20 protein-coding genes and 2 pseudogenes are annotated in these 17840 nt (G+C 34.6%); 10 read left to right on the forward strand and 12 right to left on the reverse strand.

Translation table 11 applies throughout. From position 1 onward, the window contains the following. Positions 1–90 precede the first annotated feature (90 nt). Positions 91–294 (reverse strand): annotated as a pseudogene (locus tag ACFELZ_RS08315) (IS66 family transposase); the annotation flags it as partial. An 81-nt stretch (positions 295–375) separates the two neighbouring features. Further along, the gene (locus tag ACFELZ_RS08320; protein WP_375315786.1) at positions 376–1236 is read right to left on the reverse strand and encodes an IS982 family transposase; all 861 of its coding nucleotides are present in this window, start codon (positions 1234–1236) and stop codon (positions 376–378) included. 386 nt (positions 1237–1622) lie between these two features. Here ACFELZ_RS08320 and ACFELZ_RS08325 point away from each other — a divergent pair, with 386 nt between their 5' ends. From ACFELZ_RS08325 to ACFELZ_RS08340, 4 genes are read left to right on the forward strand one after another with little or no spacing between them, the layout of a single operon-like run. Further along, positions 1623–2261 carry an HAD family hydrolase gene (locus ACFELZ_RS08325; RefSeq protein ID WP_375316133.1) on the forward strand — a complete coding sequence of 213 codons (639 nt, stop codon included), beginning with the start codon at positions 1623–1625 and terminating at the stop codon, positions 2259–2261. Then, positions 2261–2755 (forward strand): RDD family protein, encoded by a 495-nt coding sequence (locus tag ACFELZ_RS08330; RefSeq protein ID WP_375316134.1) that lies wholly within the window; start codon positions 2261–2263, stop codon positions 2753–2755. The genes ACFELZ_RS08325 and ACFELZ_RS08330 overlap by 1 nt, the downstream gene beginning before the upstream one ends. Positions 2756–2814: 59 nt before the next feature. Further along, on the forward strand, positions 2815–3291 hold the full coding sequence (gene bfr / locus ACFELZ_RS08335; RefSeq protein WP_253302250.1) for a bacterioferritin: 477 nt from the start codon (positions 2815–2817) through the stop codon (positions 3289–3291). A gap of 1 nt (position 3292) precedes the next feature. After that, the gene (locus ACFELZ_RS08340; protein ID WP_375316135.1) at positions 3293–3910 is read left to right on the forward strand and encodes an SURF1 family protein; all 618 of its coding nucleotides are present in this window, start codon (positions 3293–3295) and stop codon (positions 3908–3910) included. Positions 3911–3940: 30 nt separating this feature from the next. Here ACFELZ_RS08340 and ACFELZ_RS08345 read toward each other — a convergent pair whose 3' ends face one another. Further along, a complete protein-coding gene (locus ACFELZ_RS08345; RefSeq protein ID WP_375316136.1) occupies positions 3941–5659 on the reverse strand; it encodes a monovalent cation:proton antiporter-2 (CPA2) family protein in 1719 nt (572 codons plus the stop codon). Between the two features lie 5 nt (positions 5660–5664). Further along, the gene (locus ACFELZ_RS08350; protein ID WP_375316137.1) at positions 5665–6237 is read right to left on the reverse strand and encodes a thioredoxin family protein; all 573 of its coding nucleotides are present in this window, start codon (positions 6235–6237) and stop codon (positions 5665–5667) included. 102 nt (positions 6238–6339) lie between these two features. On the opposite strand from ACFELZ_RS08350, the gene tmk reads away from it, so the two are divergent. Further along, positions 6340–6942 (forward strand): dTMP kinase, encoded by a 603-nt coding sequence (gene tmk / locus ACFELZ_RS08355; RefSeq protein WP_375316138.1) that lies wholly within the window; start codon positions 6340–6342, stop codon positions 6940–6942. Between the two features lie 25 nt (positions 6943–6967). On the opposite strand, the gene ACFELZ_RS08360 is transcribed toward tmk, so the two are convergent. The 5 genes and pseudogenes from ACFELZ_RS08360 to ACFELZ_RS08380 form a co-directional block, all read right to left on the reverse strand. Next, positions 6968–7117, reverse strand: a complete 150-nt coding sequence (locus ACFELZ_RS08360) for a hypothetical protein (protein ID WP_375316139.1) — start codon at positions 7115–7117, stop codon at positions 6968–6970. An 82-nt stretch (positions 7118–7199) separates the two neighbouring features. Next, the gene (locus ACFELZ_RS08365) at positions 7200–7583 is read right to left on the reverse strand and encodes a transposase (protein ID WP_375316665.1); all 384 of its coding nucleotides are present in this window, start codon (positions 7581–7583) and stop codon (positions 7200–7202) included. A gap of 10 nt (positions 7584–7593) precedes the next feature. After that, positions 7594–8922 carry an IS4 family transposase gene (locus ACFELZ_RS08370; protein WP_375315862.1) on the reverse strand — a complete coding sequence of 443 codons (1329 nt, stop codon included), beginning with the start codon at positions 8920–8922 and terminating at the stop codon, positions 7594–7596. A 162-nt stretch (positions 8923–9084) separates the two neighbouring features. Continuing rightward, positions 9085–9385: pseudogene (locus tag ACFELZ_RS08375) on the reverse strand (IS4 family transposase); the annotation flags it as partial. 698 nt (positions 9386–10083) lie between these two features. Then, positions 10084–11220: a cysteine desulfurase family protein gene (locus tag ACFELZ_RS08380; RefSeq protein ID WP_375316140.1), complete on the reverse strand. Its 1137-nt coding sequence runs from the start codon at positions 11218–11220 to the stop codon at positions 10084–10086. A gap of 155 nt (positions 11221–11375) precedes the next feature. Here ACFELZ_RS08380 and ACFELZ_RS08385 point away from each other — a divergent pair, with 155 nt between their 5' ends. After that, the gene (locus ACFELZ_RS08385; RefSeq protein WP_264687881.1) at positions 11376–12074 is read left to right on the forward strand and encodes an alpha/beta hydrolase; all 699 of its coding nucleotides are present in this window, start codon (positions 11376–11378) and stop codon (positions 12072–12074) included. Positions 12075–12320: 246 nt separating this feature from the next. Here ACFELZ_RS08385 and ACFELZ_RS08390 read toward each other — a convergent pair whose 3' ends face one another. Together ACFELZ_RS08390 and ACFELZ_RS08395 are read right to left on the reverse strand one after the other, a co-directional pair. Beyond that, a complete protein-coding gene (locus ACFELZ_RS08390) occupies positions 12321–12995 on the reverse strand; it encodes an ABC transporter ATP-binding protein (RefSeq protein WP_375316141.1) in 675 nt (224 codons plus the stop codon). Positions 12996–13034: 39 nt separating this feature from the next. Next, the gene (locus ACFELZ_RS08395) at positions 13035–13496 is read right to left on the reverse strand and encodes a HesB/IscA family protein (RefSeq protein ID WP_375316142.1); all 462 of its coding nucleotides are present in this window, start codon (positions 13494–13496) and stop codon (positions 13035–13037) included. 47 nt (positions 13497–13543) lie between these two features. On the opposite strand from ACFELZ_RS08395, the gene ACFELZ_RS08400 reads away from it, so the two are divergent. Continuing rightward, a complete protein-coding gene (locus ACFELZ_RS08400) occupies positions 13544–14743 on the forward strand; it encodes a deoxyguanosinetriphosphate triphosphohydrolase (RefSeq protein ID WP_375316143.1) in 1200 nt (399 codons plus the stop codon). Beyond that, positions 14743–16011 (forward strand): bifunctional diaminohydroxyphosphoribosylaminopyrimidine deaminase/5-amino-6-(5-phosphoribosylamino)uracil reductase RibD, encoded by a 1269-nt coding sequence (gene ribD / locus ACFELZ_RS08405; protein WP_375316144.1) that lies wholly within the window; start codon positions 14743–14745, stop codon positions 16009–16011. Before ACFELZ_RS08400 ends, ribD begins: the two co-directional genes overlap by 1 nt. Positions 16012–16080: 69 nt before the next feature. Here the strand turns inward: ribD and ACFELZ_RS08410 are convergent, their stop codons facing one another. Then, a complete protein-coding gene (locus tag ACFELZ_RS08410; protein WP_375316145.1) occupies positions 16081–16443 on the reverse strand; it encodes a hypothetical protein in 363 nt (120 codons plus the stop codon). A gap of 146 nt (positions 16444–16589) precedes the next feature. Between ACFELZ_RS08410 and truB the strand changes: the two genes are divergently transcribed. After that, positions 16590–17555: a tRNA pseudouridine(55) synthase TruB gene (gene truB / locus ACFELZ_RS08415; RefSeq protein ID WP_375316709.1), complete on the forward strand. Its 966-nt coding sequence runs from the start codon at positions 16590–16592 to the stop codon at positions 17553–17555. Positions 17556–17567: 12 nt separating this feature from the next. Next, entirely contained in the window at positions 17568–17840 is a 273-nt protein-coding gene (rpsO, locus tag ACFELZ_RS08420; protein WP_006279944.1) for a 30S ribosomal protein S15, read from the forward strand.

A 17840-nucleotide genomic window follows, 5' to 3' on the forward strand; every position in this document is an offset into this window, starting at 1 on the left:
GCCAAATTATTGACACTTAAACTACGAGACAAATTGCTTGACGGTATGATTTTGTCCTCTTTGTTTAAGGTATCCGTTCAGCAGAGTGGTTTAAGAAACAATAGATAGGAGATTTTGGAAAGGGTTTAGCCCATTTTGTTTCCATGTTAAGTATAATGAAATTATCCGCTCAAGGAATGTGTTTCCCCGCTTTGATTGTGTAAAATATGAATTTTTGCGATAAACAACGTAGTGTCGTATCTGTTGCTCAGCACGGTTATTTGTCAGCGGAATATTTTCTGGGTCATCTAAAGGAGAGTAGACCAGCGGACCTTCCCCGCCAGCCTCTCGCAGAACCTTACTATTACCCATAAATCTAAAAACGCGAATTCTGGATTAAGGAAGGAAGAAAGTATAGGAAATAGAAGGCTTTGTGGATTTGATGGAATAGGAAATGAGAGTAGAAAAGATATGAACCAAAAAATTAACAGGGGATCTATGGCGAGTGTGTTCAATTTCTAGTCTATTTTTTAGGTAACCAAAAACAGTCTCAATGATAGACCTTTTTCTCAGTAAAATCTTCTCATTTAACGAAATCAATGTATTTTTCATACCTTTTTTCACCTTGGTAACAAGTTTCAAACCTCGGTCAAACAGCTTCTGAAAAAGCTCTTTTGCAATATAACCTTTGTCACCAAACAAAAGACCGATTAATTTTTCCGTCAGATTTGGCACAGGTATCCTATCATCAACATTGCCTTTTGTTAGCGTAAGTGCATGAATTTCAACATTTTCATTGATTACCATATGTAATTTGAAACCAAAAAACCAGCCGTAAGTGCTCTTGCTTAATTTTGCAATTCCAGCAAAAACTTTGTTTTTGGATATTCTTTTTGCATGACAAACTGCAATGGGAGTTGTGTCTATATATGAAATTCCAGTGTTTTCTGACTGTCCACAAAGCCAATGCAACAACATTGCTAAATGCCACAAAACCCTAGGCTTTAGAGCAACAAACCTGGTATATGAAGGTAACTTTGGAAACTCTGATTTGTAGAGCAACGTTAGGTAATGTAGATAGAAAGTTTTACACGGAGATTGTTGATATAGCAGGATTATTGTCATGATTTCGGAGTGCTCAATTTCCGTTGTTCTTGTGGGGTTTTTACCATTTGGCAGTAGTTTATCTGCAAAATTTTTCTCTATATCTCTGCAAAAATCATCGACCAAACAAAACAGTTTTGTTATATCTTCCATGGGTAACCTCATCTATTTTTTTATCACTGCTGAGTTTACCCTGTTTTCTTGCCTCTTCTATTCTCCTTTAATCCAGAATTCACGTTTTTAGAGCCTTGGTTCCTTTTGCAATATAATTAACCTTCTCTTCTAATGAGGTGCCTTCTGGAAAAGCACCTGGAGAACGTCAAAAACATCTTTAAACTTTTTTTCAACACTTTCTTTAGATATCTGCGCCATACCTGCTACCTATTAAAACATATTATATAACCAGTATATTAGCTAATTATATAAAAAACAGTTAACATAACTTGTGGTAAAGAGTGTTTATCAAGAGCGTTCTATTTATATTTTTTTTATTAAAATGCTATTTACTTATTAAGTTGAAATGTATAACCATATAAGAGATGAAGGATAGTCAATTAGCAGTAGTATTCGATTGGGATAATACCTTAGTTGACACTCAAGATAACATTTTTAATGCTATTAAGCATACCGTGAACTCAATGGGGTATAGTAATAAAGCTGCCGATAGAAATTCCCATGAGTCGAGAAAGAGCTATATGGTCAATTTATTTGGCGATCAGTGGAAAAAAGCAAATCAGATATATCAACAATATTTAGATAATGCACTATTGCAAAACATTGCTCTGAATCAAGGAGTAGAGAAAATGTTGCAGACACTGAAAAGCCACAATATTTATCTAGCAATAGTAAGTAATAAGAAAAATACTAATTTACGTAAAGAAGTTGCCTATTTTAAACTAGATTCTTACTTTGAAAGAGTAGTTGGGTCATGCGATACTGCAGAAGATAAACCATCTGCAACCCCACTGCTATTTGCACTAGAAGAGAGTACGTTACCTATAAATAGAGAAAATGTGTTTTTCGTTGGTGATAGCATCACAGATGTTCTGTGTGCACAAAATGCCAATTGTTTACCTATTATATACGGTCAATCAATAAGCGGTTATGAAGATTTGTTATGTTTTCAACATTTTGATAAACTTACAGATTTTATAATAAAGTATTTAGAAGATAGGTAATGACCACTGTTACAGAGATTGCCAGTATACAAAGGCGCTTTTGCGCATATTTAATAGATGTAGCAATTTTATTAATTCCAACTTTATTAATTATACTGCTATTAGAGGATTCTCCGTTGATCTTACATCTATCATACATGTGTGTAAATTGTAGTTACTTCACATATTTTGTATCTTCAAAGGCCCAAGCAACTCCAGGTCAACAGTTAATGAATATATGTACTATCAATTTAGATAATTCTAAAATAGACTTGAATTTAGCGTTTGACAGAAGCACTTCCCAGTTTTTTCTTCCTTTGTTAAACAGTGTAGTAGTTGTCCTTACTGAATTTTTGCAAGATCAGGAGGTATTAGTGAATGTCTTGAGTGCATTGAAAGTAATTATAATGCTGCTCACCCTCTATTGGTATCTAGTTGCTTGCTTCTCTAAGAAAAAACAGACATACCACGACATGCTATTTAATACGGTTGTTATCAAAGGAACTATTAAATGAGTTGCTATAACTATCGTTATCATATAAATTATGCTGATAAATTGAACTCAGGGAAGATTATGAATGAAGAGATAGTAAAACATTTGAACAAATTATTGACCAATGAGCTGACTTCTGTACGCCAGTATCTTTTGCATTTTGCGGTTCTCAAAAACAATGGAATTAATAGACTTGCAGAAAAGGTAAAAAATGAGCTTAACGAAGAACTTGAACATGCGAACAAGTTGGCAGAAAGAATTTTGTTATTTAAAGGAGTCCCAAATTTTCAAGATACAAATGGAATCTCAAAGTATGATGGAAAGTTTACAAAAGATACAATACAAAAAATCTTAGAAGCTAATTTGAAATTAGAGGGAAAAGGTATTAAGGATATCAAAGAAACGATTTCTATCGCTGAGAAAGAAAAAGATTTTGTTAGTGTAATGTTATTAGAAGAGATGTTAAAAAATGAAGAAGAGCACTTCCATTGGATTGAGAAGCAGATCGATCTTATTGAACTAATGGGTGTTGAAAACTATTTAAGAACACAAATATAGAGTGTTAAAAAAGATAGTATTTATTTTAATTGTACCTTGTTTGCTCCTTTTTTTATTAGGATTATGGCAAGTATTCAGATTGAACTGGAAGAATAATATTATCAAAAATATGAATCTTCCTGTTGTTCATCTGTTGCCCAATAACGACCTTGAAAAATTTAACTATAGGCATGTCAAGATTGGTGGGATTCTAAGTGGCATAGAACTATATGTTTTTGCAGGGCAACACGGCTATTATGTATTATCTCCTATGCTGATTGCTACTGGACATTATATGTTAGTGAACAAAGGAATAGTTAAAGAAAAAAAAGAGGAAAAAGTAAAAATTGAAAAAGTAGTTGAAGATGGAACTTTATATTGCGATAGCAATAAAAGCAAAAATTGGTTTATCAAGAACGATACTGCTTCGAATACATGGTTTACCCTGAGTACAGAAGAAATTTCCAATAAGTTAGGTATTAAGCTAGAGAAGTGTATATTGTGGCCGAACAATTTTGGCAGCAAATTAGCTATACGGCCAATGAAGCATTTGGAATATGCAATCACTTGGTTTGCACTTTCCTTAACTTGGTTGATTATGTGCGTAATTTACTATAGACAAAACCTCAATAAAGCTTGAAGTTTCCTGTACATAAAATTAGAGAAGTAGTCATTCATCTTTATCACTACCAAGGTCTTTTAACATACTGTAATTGCCTTTTCTAAATCTACTTTTTAAAGACGTAACTCCACTTTCGCTAATACCACTGAGACTCAGTGCAGCTCCACCTAGCTGCAATCCTATCTCAGATGTTTCAGGAATAATTTTACTAGCTCCTAGATCTCTATAAACCTCCACATTACTCAGATCTGGTAAGCGTATTACAATATTTACATGCGGAAAATTTGCAGCAACTAAGGAAACAACTTTTTTTATAGTAACTTCATTCTTTATTGAAATCACGAGAGCTTGAGCTCTTTCTATTCCTACTGATTTTAAAATTTCACATCTTGTAACATCTCCAAGATATATAGGAAAACTATCACTTTTTCCTTCTTTGACTATTTTTGATTGAATATCTACAACAACGTAACTTAAATGCTCTGCAGTAAGCATTTTTGTTACCATATATCCCACTCTACCAAATCCAGCAACTATTACATGGTTATAAAGATCTTGTGTATCTGTTTCAACAGCTTCATCATCTAATATTGTTTTCTCAGTGCTAAATGAGTTTGCTATCCAATCTCCAAGTCCCGATAAAAGAGGAGTGAAAGCCATGGTTACTGTAGTTACCATCATAAGTACTTGAGCGATTTCACTTGGTAGCACATTTAGCTCATCTGCTAAGCGAAATAAAATAAACGCAAATTCACCGCCTTGTGAAAGCAGTAACCCAGCTTGTATAGCAGGTGCACTCTTAAACCCAAAAAATCTACACAATATATATATGATAGATGTTTTTAAAACGATAAGGATAATCGATAATAAAGTAATTAGTGGTAACTTATTGAGTAAAAGTTCGGTATTGATAGACATACCAACAGTCATGAAAAATAAGCCAAGAAACAAATCTTTAAATGGCAATACTGCGTGTTCTACTGAGTGTCTGTATTCTGTTTCTGCAACTAACAATCCAGCGACAAATGCACCTAATGCCAACGATAAATGGAATTGCTCAGTAATAAATGCTGCTCCTAATACTATTAAAAGCGTTGTTGATATAAAGACCTCATTACTTTCCATTTTAGCAATAACCGAAAATAAAGGTCTAAGCAATAATCTACCAGTTATAAATATCAGCACTAATGCAACAGCTGCTTGCACCAATGAACCTGCCAATGAGCTTATCAGGCTGTGCTCAGAATTGCCAGCAAGTAAAGGTACCAATACTATTAATGGTACCACTGCAAAATCTTGCATTAATAGTACTGCTATTGACAACCTACCAACCTGACTTGCTTGAGAACCTTTTTCTTGCAGAACCTGCAACACTATTGCTGTTGAGGATAGCGCAAGCCCACCACCAATAACTGTTGCTATATTCGTATTCACTCCGAAAGCAAGAGCGATGCACCATATTGCTACCATGGTAACTATAACTTGAAGAGAACCGAACCCAAATACATGAATATGCATAGCGATCAGGCGTTCAAATGTCAATTCAAGGCCTATAATGAATAATAGGAAAACTACACCAAATTCTGCAAGATTATCCATTGCTTCAGCTGAGTGTATCAGATTAAATCCATGAGAACCAATAACTGCACCTGCAACGAAGTAACCGAGCACTGGACTAATATTCATTTTCCAGAACGCTATGACTATAAACACAGCAGCAGAAAGTAAAATTATAATATCAAACAAATGCTGAGAGCCACTGTGCATGATATTTAACCTGTAGAATTAGACCATTTAATTGAGCAGCCAATACTTGATTTTTGGTCAATTGGAGAATTACCAGTTTCTGCAATAAATTTCATAGCTTGAAATAAGTCACTACTTCCTACTTCATAGCTTTGAACCTTTTCTTTTTTTGTGTCATTAAAACGTCCACGATAGCAAAGGTTTAAATTGGAATTAAAGCCAAAAAAGTCAGGAGTGCAAACAGCCCCGTATTCTTTAGCTATTTTCTGTGTACTATCAATTAAATATGGAAATGTAAACTTATTTTCCTTGGCAAAATTAATCATATTTTCAAAGGAATCTTCTGGATATTCATTTACATCATTTGACATTATTGCAACGGTGTTTACCTGATAATCTTTTTTCAATTGATCAACATCGCTTACCAGATTGCTAATAATTGACTGAACGTAAGGACAGTGATTGCATATAAACATTACAATAAGACCGTTTTTTCCACAACAGTCACTTAATGTATAGCATTTATTATCTACTCCCAAAAGATTAAAATCTTTTGCAGTAAAACTAAAATCGACTTTAGGAGTATTCAGAGCAACCATAGACTATTATTATACCGTATGTAATTTACGGTCTTATTATTTAAATGTCAAACGGTTTCTATGTATACTGTTTGCATATTCTTTTTTAGTATTATAAAACTTATGTTCATAACTTTCGAAGGAATAGACGGCTCTGGTAAAACAACACAATCTAAGCTACTTGCAAATCATTTTAAGCAAATTCACGGCGAAAATAATGTAGTGTCGACTCGAGAACCAGGTGGCACTGATTTTGCAGAAAAGATAAGAGGAGTGTTGTTAACAAATAATATTGATCCTATTTCTGAACTCTTGCTACTTATCTCGATGAGGCACGAACATATGAAAAAATTAATATTACCAGCTCTTGCAGAAGGGAAAATAGTGATTTGTGATCGGTTTATTGATTCAACCATTGCATACCAAGGATATGGGTTTGGAGTTGATTTAAAACTAATAGAAGATTTGCACAGGTTGGCTGGAGTTAGATATCCAGATATTACATTTATTCTAGATATTGATGTTAAAGTTGGGTTAAGTAGAGTGAAAGACAAGAATAAATATGAAGAAATGGATGTTAATTTTTATAGTAAAGTTGGAAAAGGGTTTAAAGAAATTGCCATAAAAGAGCCAGGTAGGTGCCATGTTATCACTGAAATTGAAACAAAAAATGATAATCAAGTACACACTAAGATTATTGATAAAATCACTATTGCAAAGACTTAACTATATTTATTTAACCTCTACTAATTTAAACCGAACCTTTAACTTGTGATAGAAAATTATTAATTTTAGGTAACATTATTTCACATGAATAACTTTTTGTTTGAGTAGCTAAAAAATCCTGTATTTTGTCTGGATCTTCTTTACTTATTATCTTATATGCCCTTGCGGAATCCATTAATTCACTTCTATTTTTTTTATTACTTACTTCAGTAATAGTAAAAAATTGATCAAAATGGTCTAAGAGCCTGTCTTCAAACTCAAGAATGAGCTAATTTGTGAAGCATAATAGTGATCATATTAAAGAAGATGTTGTTTTTTGAAGTGAGAGGAGAATGCTCATAATCCTTACTCATACGTCTAAAATTGGAGAGCCAAGCAAAGGTTCTCTCAACAATCCAACGTTTGGGAATAACCTGAAATCCTGTATCAACTATTTTCTTGGTAATCGTCAATAAACATCCAGTTTCCAATAAGCAGAGGTTTTGCAATTTACCTGTGTATCCTTGATCAGCAAAAAACTTATGTAATGTTGGAGCTTTGCATTTGGCTTGAACAAAAAGATTTGGTGCACCATCACGATCCTGAATGCTTGCACTTTGTACTTCAGCAGCAATTACAAGACCTACAGTATCTACAACCATACGCGTCAAATTAAGGAAAAATGAGCAAATTTAGTGCACTCAAAGTTGATATTCTTGTTTTTCTATATTTGTCTTTTAAGGAGAATTTTGACCAGGTTGAGATGAGTTTTTTGAGGAAAATTTGTACTTTACTGACTACACAATTTAATGTTAAGAATAGCTCTCTAACTCGCCTTTTAAGCTCAATAAATGCCTTTGTTAAACTAAGTTCTGTGCCCTTTTTTAGTTCTGTACAACCAACTATTCCATGAAATATAAGAATTGCACACAATTTAGCATATAATTCACATAATACCCTATATGGTTTTCCTTTTAGTTTATCAAGTCCTATATGGCTCTTATATAATTTAAATAATAATTCAATTTGCCATCTTACTCGGTAAATTGTTAATACTTGTTCAGCACTAATTTTACTTTTTGGAACATTAGTTATAAATATTGACCAATTCAATAACTTTTGATTCCTTTTGGAAGATGTATATCCATGTGATTTTGCTAATCTATTAGCCTTCCTTCTCCTGGCTATAGACTGTTCTTCAGTTAGCTTTTGACATATAATTCTTACTCTAATCTTTGCTTCTTTTCCCAATAATACCTCAGTTTCTAAAAATAGCTTACCCTCTAAACATTCCAGTAACTCCATTTTTTGATTTGTTTCTATATCATATATATTGGTATCAGATTTATAACGACTAATAAAATAAGCTCCTATTTCCTTAATCTGTTTAAAAGAACTTGGCACAAAATAACCAAGATCAGATATTAGCAAATCGTTACTTGATATATTACTCAAATGTTTCCTATACCCTTGATCTGACCTTATTCCCTCCGTTATATTTAATTGATCAAATGTCTGATTTAAGTAGTCGAAAACTAATTGCAACTTTATCCCGGACTTGGTATTACTTTCATAGCCGCTGTAGCTGGTACCATATCCTTTATACATATTCTCCATACTGTTAGGCAGGCTAATATAGCTACTATCCAATAACTTAACGCTTTTAAATTGCTGCAAGATTCTACAATCAATTTGCAGGGTATTTTTAAATAAAGCCATAGATTCATTATACATCCTTTTCATAAATTCCACTGCCTCTTCAGTAAACCTCAAATCTAGACTCTGTTTTGTTATTATTACAGATGCTTCGTTTAATAATTGGCACATTGTATCTATGCTGCAGTTTGCAACTCCTATATTACCCAAAATTATAGCTTTTATGAATGATGAACCACTCAATTTTCTCTTCCTTTTTATAAATCCTGTTTCAATTGATACTTCATTTGCTCTTTCATTGAAAAATTTGTTTAGGTAATTTGATAAGCAAGTTATTTTATTCATCATTAGTTCTCTCACTAAAATATATCCGAGAGAACTTATATCTTCTTATCCTATCTTCTTCATACCTTTATTTTCTTAACTTGACGCGTATGGTTTATTTAACCATACGCGTCAAGTTAAGAGGTATCCGTTCAGCCAATGGCGTCAACTTAAGAGCCTCCATTAGCAAACTCTCCTAAAAACATGATGGCGTTTGGGCTTATCTACCTTATTGTGGCTGCCCTGGTCGAATTTTAACTTTAGCACGCATGCTTGCTCTATCAAAAAGGGCTTGAAAGTTTTTTGGCGCAATAAGTACTTGATAGAGTTTCTGCCTCATTACACCAAATAAAACTGAAAAATTTAAACGATACTCAGTAATTTGATCTGGGTTCCAAGGCCCTTGTGCATCACACATATGAAGCGATAATATATTACACATAACTAAGTTCGCCCAAAATTCTTGTAATACAGCCTCTAGGTGTATGGTCCCATAATTCCTCCTTTGATGGTATTGTTTTCTCATATTTTATCATACCATCACACTCTGGGACTGTACACCAGGAATTATCCTATTGAATTCTATGATATTATTTTTGTAACATTGTCTAAAGTGCCCAGTGTCAAGCACTGGAATGACACCATCTTGGATAGCGTCACGCACTGCCCAGTTCATGTTAGTCATAAATATTTAAGAAATTTACCAAATGAAAAAAAAGGCAAAAGAAGCCCCATGGTTGCCTAGTTATTTATATGTACTTCAAAATATTGGCGTTTTTTATTCTAAACGCTGCAATTTAGCTGCTTTTAAATGCGACTAACCTAAATTATAAACGTTAAGAAATTTACTGAGCGGAAAAAAAGGCAAAAAAAAACCCAGGGTAGCTAGTATTCAAATTCTCCCTTGTCTATTTGACGTCTTTTACTGTCTTAAACGCTTTATAAGCGCGTTTCGGCTTGTATAGGTAGAAACCTAAAAGTTTTATAAAGACATGAGGTGCACATAGTGCAAAAGATTAAGCATGATTTACGCCAAATACATTAAGTTTTTTGTCATTAATCCACTGCAGAGATTGCGAAGATAAATAAATAGCTTCAGTTTTATGATAAGGGGGCTGGCGAAGGGTGTCAAGTAAGTTTTTACATCTAATTTATAGCTCCCTGCATGATACCACGTATTATCTATACCAAGGTGTTCTTCTTGTAGATATTATACCAACAATCCACTATTTTTTTTATGTCTTGTGGTTTAGTTTCTGGACCTATACTGATTCTAATTGAACACTCTGCTTGCTCTTTTGTTGCCCCCATTGCAAGCAAGACATGGGAAGGCTCAACTTTTCCAGAAGAACATGCAGAACCATTACTAACTGCAATATGATTCAAGTCAAAATGCATGAGCTGCACATCACTCTTTACTCCTGGCATATAAATAAAACTTGTGTTTGGCAGCCTCTTAGAGTTTTTACCGAAGATTCTTATATCACTGGCAAGATTTAATAATTCACACTCTAATTGATCACGTAGCTCCTTTACTTCATCCATTTTTGATAGAAGGTCTGGAATATTTTGCAGTGCAGCAGAAAGGCCTGCAATCGCAACAATATTTTCCGTACCACCACGAAATCCCTTCTCTTGTCCACCACCTATTATAATAGGTTCTATCGCAAGTTCTTTATTGAATATTAAAACTCCACTGCCTGCTACACCGCCAAATTTATGGGCGGATAAAGTGAGTAAATCCACTCCTAAATCTTCCATATTAACTTTAATTTTCCCAACACTTTGAGCAGTGTCAGTGTGGCAAATTGCTCCAAATTTGTGTGCTATTTCAGCTATTTCCTTAACAGGCTGAATAACTCCGGTTTCGTTATTTGCCATCATAACTGAAACTATTGCTTTGTTTCCTTTAAGTTTGCTTAGAATTTTTTCTAGCTCTAAAAAGTCAACAATGCCCTCCAGATAAACGGGTATTATATATGGATTACATGCAGAATTAAGAATTGAAGGATGCTCTATAGCTGAAATTACATGCAGATAGCCTGCTATTCCTCTCATAACAAGGTTATTCGCTTCAGTCGCACCAGAGGTAAAAACTATTTCTTTATCACTTGGAACACCAAGAGCATCACGTATGTTATCTCTTGCATTCTGAAGAATCTTCCTCGCTTCTTGTCCTCTTTTATGTAGTGATGATGGATTGAGCGTTTGTTTTAACAAGACCTCAAATATACTTTTTTTTACATTCTCACTAATTGGAGCAGTTGCATTGTAATCAGCATATACGTAACCACTATTTTCTAAAGAGAATGGACTCATCTGTCACTTAAATAAGTTTACCATCAACTATAGCCATAACTATGTACGTTAGCTTTAACACGATAAAAAATTTATTGCAAAAACAGCGAAATTAATACATAATTAATAATTCATGTCATCAATATCTGTCAAGCAGGTTTTTATTAGGAGTTACCGTGGTAGAAGTTTTTTTGAATAATGCAACAAGAAAGATAGAAGGTGAATACCACCAAAGCAAAGATGCCAACGCGCCGGTTGTGCTGGTTTTACATCATCACCCTCAATATGGTGGTAATATGGGTAGTAAAATTGTACATGGTATATATACGTCTTTTATCGATAACAATTTCTCTGCATTGAAAATTAACTTTCGTGGTGTGGGAAAATCTACCGGAACTTTTGATAAGGGTATAGGAGAATTAACTGACGCTGCGGTAGCTATTGATTGGCTTCAGGAACATAATCCTAGCAACGTTCCAATTTGGATCGCTGGTTTTTCTTTTGGAGCATGGGTGGCTATGCAGCTAACAATGCGTCGCCCTGAGATAGTGGGTTTTATTGCTCTTTCTCTTCCGGTAACTAAGTACGATTTTTCTTTTCTTTCTCCCTGTCCAGTTTCTGGGCTTATAATACAAAGCAGTAACGATACAATCTCAGAAGAAAGCGATGTAACAGAATTAGCAAAAAGGTTAATAAATTCAGTAAAAAGTGATCACATGAAATACCATATAATAGACGATACTAATCACTTTCTAAGGGATAAAGAAGAGGAAGTGACTCAAATCGTAGATGGTTATATAAAACTGCGCTTAAACAGTGCAGCTATTTCTTCTCAAAAGGTCAAAAAAGAGGTAAGGGTAAAAGAATATGCCTAACCTTTACAAACAAGAGAAATGAGTGTAGTAATATAAATAAAAGGGTTTTGTTATGTTTAAAAAGCTATTATTTTTTGTTTTAGCTGTGTTTATGTTATCGGGGTGTTCCCTAAGTAAACAGCGTAAGTTAAAAAGTCCGTGTATAAAAAGCAATGAAAGCGTTTCATGCGAGTTGTACTCTGTTAATGATCATTGGTTAGATAAGTATAAGGCATAGGTAGTTTTAAATTGTGCTATTTTTCCTATTCACAACTTCACTAATGATCGATCTCTCAATTGGAAAATGCAGTCTGCCTTTTCTGCAAGGAGATGATTGTGCGTTACTATAAGCATAGAGCTGTTATTTTCCTTTACGTATGAATGTAGCAGTAAAAACACGTTAAAAGAATTTGTTGGATCTAAATTTCCTGTTGGCTCATCTGCAAGTAAAAGCTTTGGAGAATTTACAATGCTTCTTGCAATTGCAACTCTCTGCCTTTCCCCACCCGAAACTTCAGATACCATGCTACTTGCTTTGTTTTCCAGACCAAATTTTTCCAACATTGCTTGCGAATTTTTTTTTGCTTCAGCTTTGCTTTTTCCTGCAATGAGTTGAGGAAGCATAATATTTTCCAACACCGATAACTCTTGTAACAAATAGTGAAATTGATAAACAAAACTAAGAAAATTTCTTCTTACATGGGTTTTATGCTTATTATTGGCTTGTGTGCAATTTATTCCATCTATCGTAACTATACCTGAAGTTGGCTTGTCCAACAAGCCTGCGATTTGCAATATAGTTGTTTTTCCTGCACCTGAATTGCCAATCAGCGCTACTACTTGCCCTCTTGTGACACTTAGGTTGATGTCTTTTACAACAGCAGAATTGTCCTTGAAGCTTTTATCTACAGAAGTTAGTCCTAGAGCTACATTATCACCCATGTTTAAAAGACCCAGAAGGCATCTAAATTTTGGTAATAATTAAACCGAAAAACTGTTACCACAACCACATTGAGACTTAGCAAGGGTATTCTTTATTTGAAAACCAGAACCACTGAGATCCTCAGTATAATCTATAACTGAGTTATTTAAAAATTTTGCTGAATAATTATCAACCATTAATACAGGATTGCCATTTTCATCATTAATTACTATATCTTTGCCTTTTTCGCTAAAACTGGAGTGGCTTCTATAGTCCTCGCTTTCTTCATAGTCATCATCTTCGTCTTCGTCATCAAACTCATCATCGTAATCATCATCTTCATCATCCAAAGATAGATTTTTATTCATTTGATCCATAAGAAAATTGTATTTGAAGCCAGAACATCCACCACCTGAAACTGCAACCCGTAAAACGGAACTCTTATCCCCTTCCTGCTCTGCAAGAGAGTGGATTTTTTTTAGTGCATTATCAGTTAAGTTGATGTTGTAATTTGTTGACATAGTAACCACCGTTTATTATTGATAACTTATTATAGTAGAAATTTTACATGTCAAACAATAATTTTCTATTAAATTATGCATGTTTTCCAAGCAAAACAAAAGGGAGATACTTCAAAGAGCCAGAAGATGAGAATCGCAGCTGCTTTCAGCGTGATAGGGACCGTATCATTCACTCTAATGCATTTAGAAAATTGGAGTACAAAACACAAGTTTTTATCAATTATGAGCACGACTACTATCGCACTCGGCTTACTCATAGCCTTGAAGTTGCACAAATTGCAAGGTCCATTGCGCGTAGACTTGGCTTAAATGAGGATATCACTGAATGCATAGCGCTCGCACATGATCTTGGTCATCCTCCATTTGGTCATGCAGGTGAAGATGCTCTAAAGAAATCAGTTCAAGATTTGAATCTTGATAACGAGAAGTATGAGTTTGATCATAATGTTCAAGCTATAAGGATTTTAACTTACCTCGAACAAAAACACGCTGACTTTGATGGTATGAATCTAAGTTGGGAGGTGATTGAAGGGGTTGCAAAACATAACGGTCCCTTACTTGGTCAGAATGCAGTATCTCACACAAATAATCAGCTATTGCTAGAATACAACAAAAAATATGATCTAAAACTTGAAGAATTTTCAAGCATTGAAGCGCAAGTTGCTTCAATTGCCGATGATATTGCTTACAGTGTTCACGATCTTGATGATGCACTCAGAGCAAATTTAGTAACCATCGAAGATTTGCTGAATGTTCCTTTAATTGAAAAAATGTTTAAAGACATAAGGAGCAGATATTCAGAATTACCTCAGAGCAAACTCATACATGAATCACTGAGTGGAACTATAGGAACTATGATAAGTGATGTTGTTTCTCAGACTGAAAGAAATATTGAAGATCACAAAATAAAAAGCGTAGAAGACGTAAGAAGTCTAAATAAAATGCTAGTCACATTTTCACCAGAAGTTGCGAATGCTACAAAAGAAATGAAAAGATTCAACATGGAGAAAATATACAGAAGCTATAAACTGAGTAGAACGATGAACAAAGCAAAACGCATAATACAGGAACTTTTTCAATGTTTTTATGAAAACCCAGGATTACTTCCCACAGAGTGGAGCAAACTCGCTTGTGAATCTCAGCGTTCAGTAATAATATGTGACTATATCTCAGGTATGACAGATAGATTTGCCATACACGAGCACAGAAGAATTTTTGATACCTCCTATGAAATGACTTCTTTCTAATGACAGATGATCACTTCATGTCAATTGCATTAAAGCTTGCAGAAAAAAGTCTTGGAAATGTTGCACCAAATCCTGCTGTCGGGTGTGTTATTGTAAAGGATGGTACAATTATTAGTGAGGGATATACAGGGATCGGTGGACGTCCGCATGCAGAGGTGGTCGCTTTGCAAAACGCGAAAGGTTCAACTCAAGATGCAACTATGTATATCACGCTCGAGCCATGTTGCCACTTTGGAGTTACAGAACCTTGCACCGCAGGAATTATAAGAGCTGGAATAAAAAGGGTAGTAATTGCAACTATTGACCCAGATAGTAGAGTTTCAGGTGGAGGCATTAAAGCTCTGAAAGAAGCAGGAATTGAAGTTGAGCAAGGTATTATGCAAAAAGAGGCAGAAGAACTGAATGTCGGTTTTTTCACCACTAAAGAATTTCATAGACCGTTTATAGCTTGCAAAATTGCAACAACTCTTGACGGAAAAATCGCAACATTTACAGGCGATAGCAAATGGATAACAAGTGAGGATACAAGAAATTGGGTGCATGAGCTTAGAGCAAAATATGATGCAGTTATGATTGGCAGCAATACCCTCATTAATGACGATCCACTCTTAACTTGCAGATTACCAGGACTCGGAAGTAGATCGCCAATAAGGCTAATTATAGATAGCCAAGCAAAATTGAAGGAAGAGCACAATATTGCAAAGACTGCAGATAAAGTAATAACTTGGGTAATCACAAATAAGGAAGTAGAGAGAAAAATAAAAGACATTAATTATTTGATAGTCAATTCAAATCACAAACCTCCTGTCATTCCAGCTCACTCTTCCGTTACCCCAACACACTCTCCTGTCATTCCAACGCCTTCTCCTGTCATCCCAGTGCCCAGACACTGGGATCCAGAAAACTTAATTGCAACCAAGCAATTGCATAATGAAAACTGGATTCCAGCGTCACGCGCTGGAATGACATCGGAACCTGATGTTATCGGCAAAGTCTGCCTAAAAGACATGGCATCAAAACTTGTTTCAGCAATTGGTATAACAAGATTATTAGTCGAAGGTGGAGGAGTGTTAATCACAGAACTATTAAAGTGTAATTTAATCGACAGGTTGATAATCTGCCGCAGTGGTAAAATTTTAGGTAACGATGCCACTCCTTTCATAGGAGATTTAGGGATTCAATCCATCAATGAATGTTATCGGTTCAAAAAAGCAGAGATAATAGAGTTTAGTGAGGATGTAGTTGAGGTATGGAATAGATTGCCTTAACCTTTACATATTCAAATGAAAGGAAAAAGAAAGAGGTAGAAAATCTACCTCCTATACAATTTGTTATTGTTATTTTACTTGAAACTTACCTTTAAGCATTTCCATAATTTCAGGTTTTTGTAGTTCAGATGAAAGATCGAATGCTTCACCTTTATTGCCAACTGGTCCTTTTTCACCAATCGCATTCATTTGCTGATATGAAACATAAGCTGCTGCGGCAAAATATACAGCGGCAATAAATAGAACTGCAATTCCAGCAGGGCTAGCAACAAGTGCTAAAGATGCAGGTCCAGCAATTACTTTAGTAGCAATGAATATTGTTGTTATTGCTCCCACTAAAGATGCAAATGCAACTAAACCTCCAATACTCATTTTTGTTATATGTGCAGTGTTTTCCCACTTCAATATGCTTTTATTTGTATTTATAGTCATAATAGTCCCCTTAAAATAAGGCTAATAAAAAGATTAAGTATGCGTTAATAATGCATGTTAGTCAAGCCATTTTTTACATTATCATTTGAAGTATATATTTCAAGCTGCTTCCTAAACTGTCATCAGCTGTATATAATTCACATATGATACACGGCTGGCTGAATCTTGATAAACCAATAGGAATTAGTTCTGCACAAGCTGTAACCCAAGTTAAAAAGATCTTTGGAATTAAGAAAGCTGGTCATCTGGGAACACTTGATCCTTTAGCTTCAGGTGTATTGCCAATTGCTCTTGGCGAGGCAACGAAAACTATACCGTATTTATCTTGTGACTTAAAGGCATACGATTTTACAATAAAATGGGGTGAACAAAAAACCACGGATGATTTGGATGGTGATATCATTAGAACTAGCACTATAGAACCTCAATATAGTCAAATAAATTGTGCAATTAAAAATTTTATTGGTGAGATCAAGCAGACTCCTCCTCAATTTTCAGCAATAAAAATAAAAGGAGCAAGGGCGTATAAATTGGCAAGAAGTGGGCAAAAGGTGAATATAAAGCCCCGACAAGTCAAAATACATGAACTGAAATTGATATCTGTGGACACCATAAATAATAGTGCAAATTTTTCTATGATGTGCGGTAGTGGTGTATATGTGAGATCAATTGCTCGGGATCTTGGCATTGCATTAAATTGTTTTGGACACATTACGAAATTAAGAAGAACTATGGTAGGTGACTTTAGAGAAAATGAATCAGTGACAATTGAGCAACTTATTGAAAAAACTCGCTTTTTGGTGTCATTCCAGCGCGTGACGCTGGAATCCAGAAAAAAAGAACCAGTGTCAGCTACTCAGATGACAGAAGGTACAGGGAGTAATGCAAAAAGTTTCATCATTCCCATTGAATCGGCTTTAAGATCGATGTTCAAAGTTGAAATTTCCCCAGAAGATGCGGGGAAAATCAGAAAAGGTCAGGAAATTGTATTAAATAACTTGCGTAGTTTAAAGAATTATGATATTTGGTGTACGACAGTGGGTAGTGTACCTATTGCAATCTGCAGTTTTATTTATGGTTGTGTGAAACCTATTCGTGTTTTTAATATTTAAAATGAGGTTTAGATGTCGATAACATCCGAAAAGAAAAAGAGTTTGATAAATATATATGCAATTAAAGAAGATGATACAGGTTCATCTTTTGTACAATGTGCAATTTTGACCGAGAGGATCAGTAACTTAACTGAGCATTTTAAAGTGCACAAGCATGACCATCACTCTAAGCGTGGTTTACTTATATTGATAGGTAGAAGACGCAAGCACTTAAATTATATAAAGCGTAAATTTGGTAATGAAGCCTACCAGGAATTAATAGAGAAGTTAGGCATTAGAAAATAA

Origin of the sequence: Wolbachia endosymbiont (group A) of Colletes cunicularius (assembly GCF_964264715.1) — a bacterium.
Lineage (GTDB): Bacteria > Pseudomonadota > Alphaproteobacteria > Rickettsiales > Anaplasmataceae > Wolbachia.

What these genes read in the sequence shown, in the direction of transcription:
- ribD (WP_375316144.1), top strand. Translation starts at nt 14,743, where the DNA reads ATGACAGATGATCACTTCATGTCAATTGCATTAAAGCTTGCAGAAAAA.
- ACFELZ_RS08390 (WP_375316141.1), bottom strand. Translation starts at nt 12,995, where the DNA reads ATGGGTGATAATGTAGCTCTAGGACTAACTTCTGTAGATAAAAGCTTC.
- ACFELZ_RS08345 (WP_375316136.1), bottom strand. Translation starts at nt 5,659, where the DNA reads ATGCACAGTGGCTCTCAGCATTTGTTTGATATTATAATTTTACTTTCT.
- ACFELZ_RS08410 (WP_375316145.1), bottom strand. Translation starts at nt 16,443, where the DNA reads ATGACTATAAATACAAATAAAAGCATATTGAAGTGGGAAAACACTGCA.
- ACFELZ_RS08320 (WP_375315786.1), bottom strand. Translation starts at nt 1,236, where the DNA reads ATGGAAGATATAACAAAACTGTTTTGTTTGGTCGATGATTTTTGCAGA.
- ACFELZ_RS08370 (WP_375315862.1), bottom strand. Translation starts at nt 8,922, where the DNA reads ATGAATAAAATAACTTGCTTATCAAATTACCTAAACAAATTTTTCAAT.
- rpsO (WP_006279944.1), top strand. Translation starts at nt 17,568, where the DNA reads ATGTCGATAACATCCGAAAAGAAAAAGAGTTTGATAAATATATATGCA.
- ACFELZ_RS08400 (WP_375316143.1), top strand. Translation starts at nt 13,544, where the DNA reads ATGTCAAACAATAATTTTCTATTAAATTATGCATGTTTTCCAAGCAAA.
- ACFELZ_RS08360 (WP_375316139.1), bottom strand. Translation starts at nt 7,117, where the DNA reads ATGGATTCCGCAAGGGCATATAAGATAATAAGTAAAGAAGATCCAGAC.
- ACFELZ_RS08325 (WP_375316133.1), top strand. Translation starts at nt 1,623, where the DNA reads ATGAAGGATAGTCAATTAGCAGTAGTATTCGATTGGGATAATACCTTA.
- ACFELZ_RS08380 (WP_375316140.1), bottom strand. Translation starts at nt 11,220, where the DNA reads ATGAGTCCATTCTCTTTAGAAAATAGTGGTTACGTATATGCTGATTAC.
- ACFELZ_RS08350 (WP_375316137.1), bottom strand. Translation starts at nt 6,237, where the DNA reads ATGGTTGCTCTGAATACTCCTAAAGTCGATTTTAGTTTTACTGCAAAA.
- ACFELZ_RS08330 (WP_375316134.1), top strand. Translation starts at nt 2,261, where the DNA reads ATGACCACTGTTACAGAGATTGCCAGTATACAAAGGCGCTTTTGCGCA.
- tmk (WP_375316138.1), top strand. Translation starts at nt 6,340, where the DNA reads ATGTTCATAACTTTCGAAGGAATAGACGGCTCTGGTAAAACAACACAA.
- bfr (WP_253302250.1), top strand. Translation starts at nt 2,815, where the DNA reads ATGAATGAAGAGATAGTAAAACATTTGAACAAATTATTGACCAATGAG.
- ACFELZ_RS08365 (WP_375316665.1), bottom strand. Translation starts at nt 7,583, where the DNA reads ATGGTTGTAGATACTGTAGGTCTTGTAATTGCTGCTGAAGTACAAAGT.
- ACFELZ_RS08395 (WP_375316142.1), bottom strand. Translation starts at nt 13,496, where the DNA reads ATGTCAACAAATTACAACATCAACTTAACTGATAATGCACTAAAAAAA.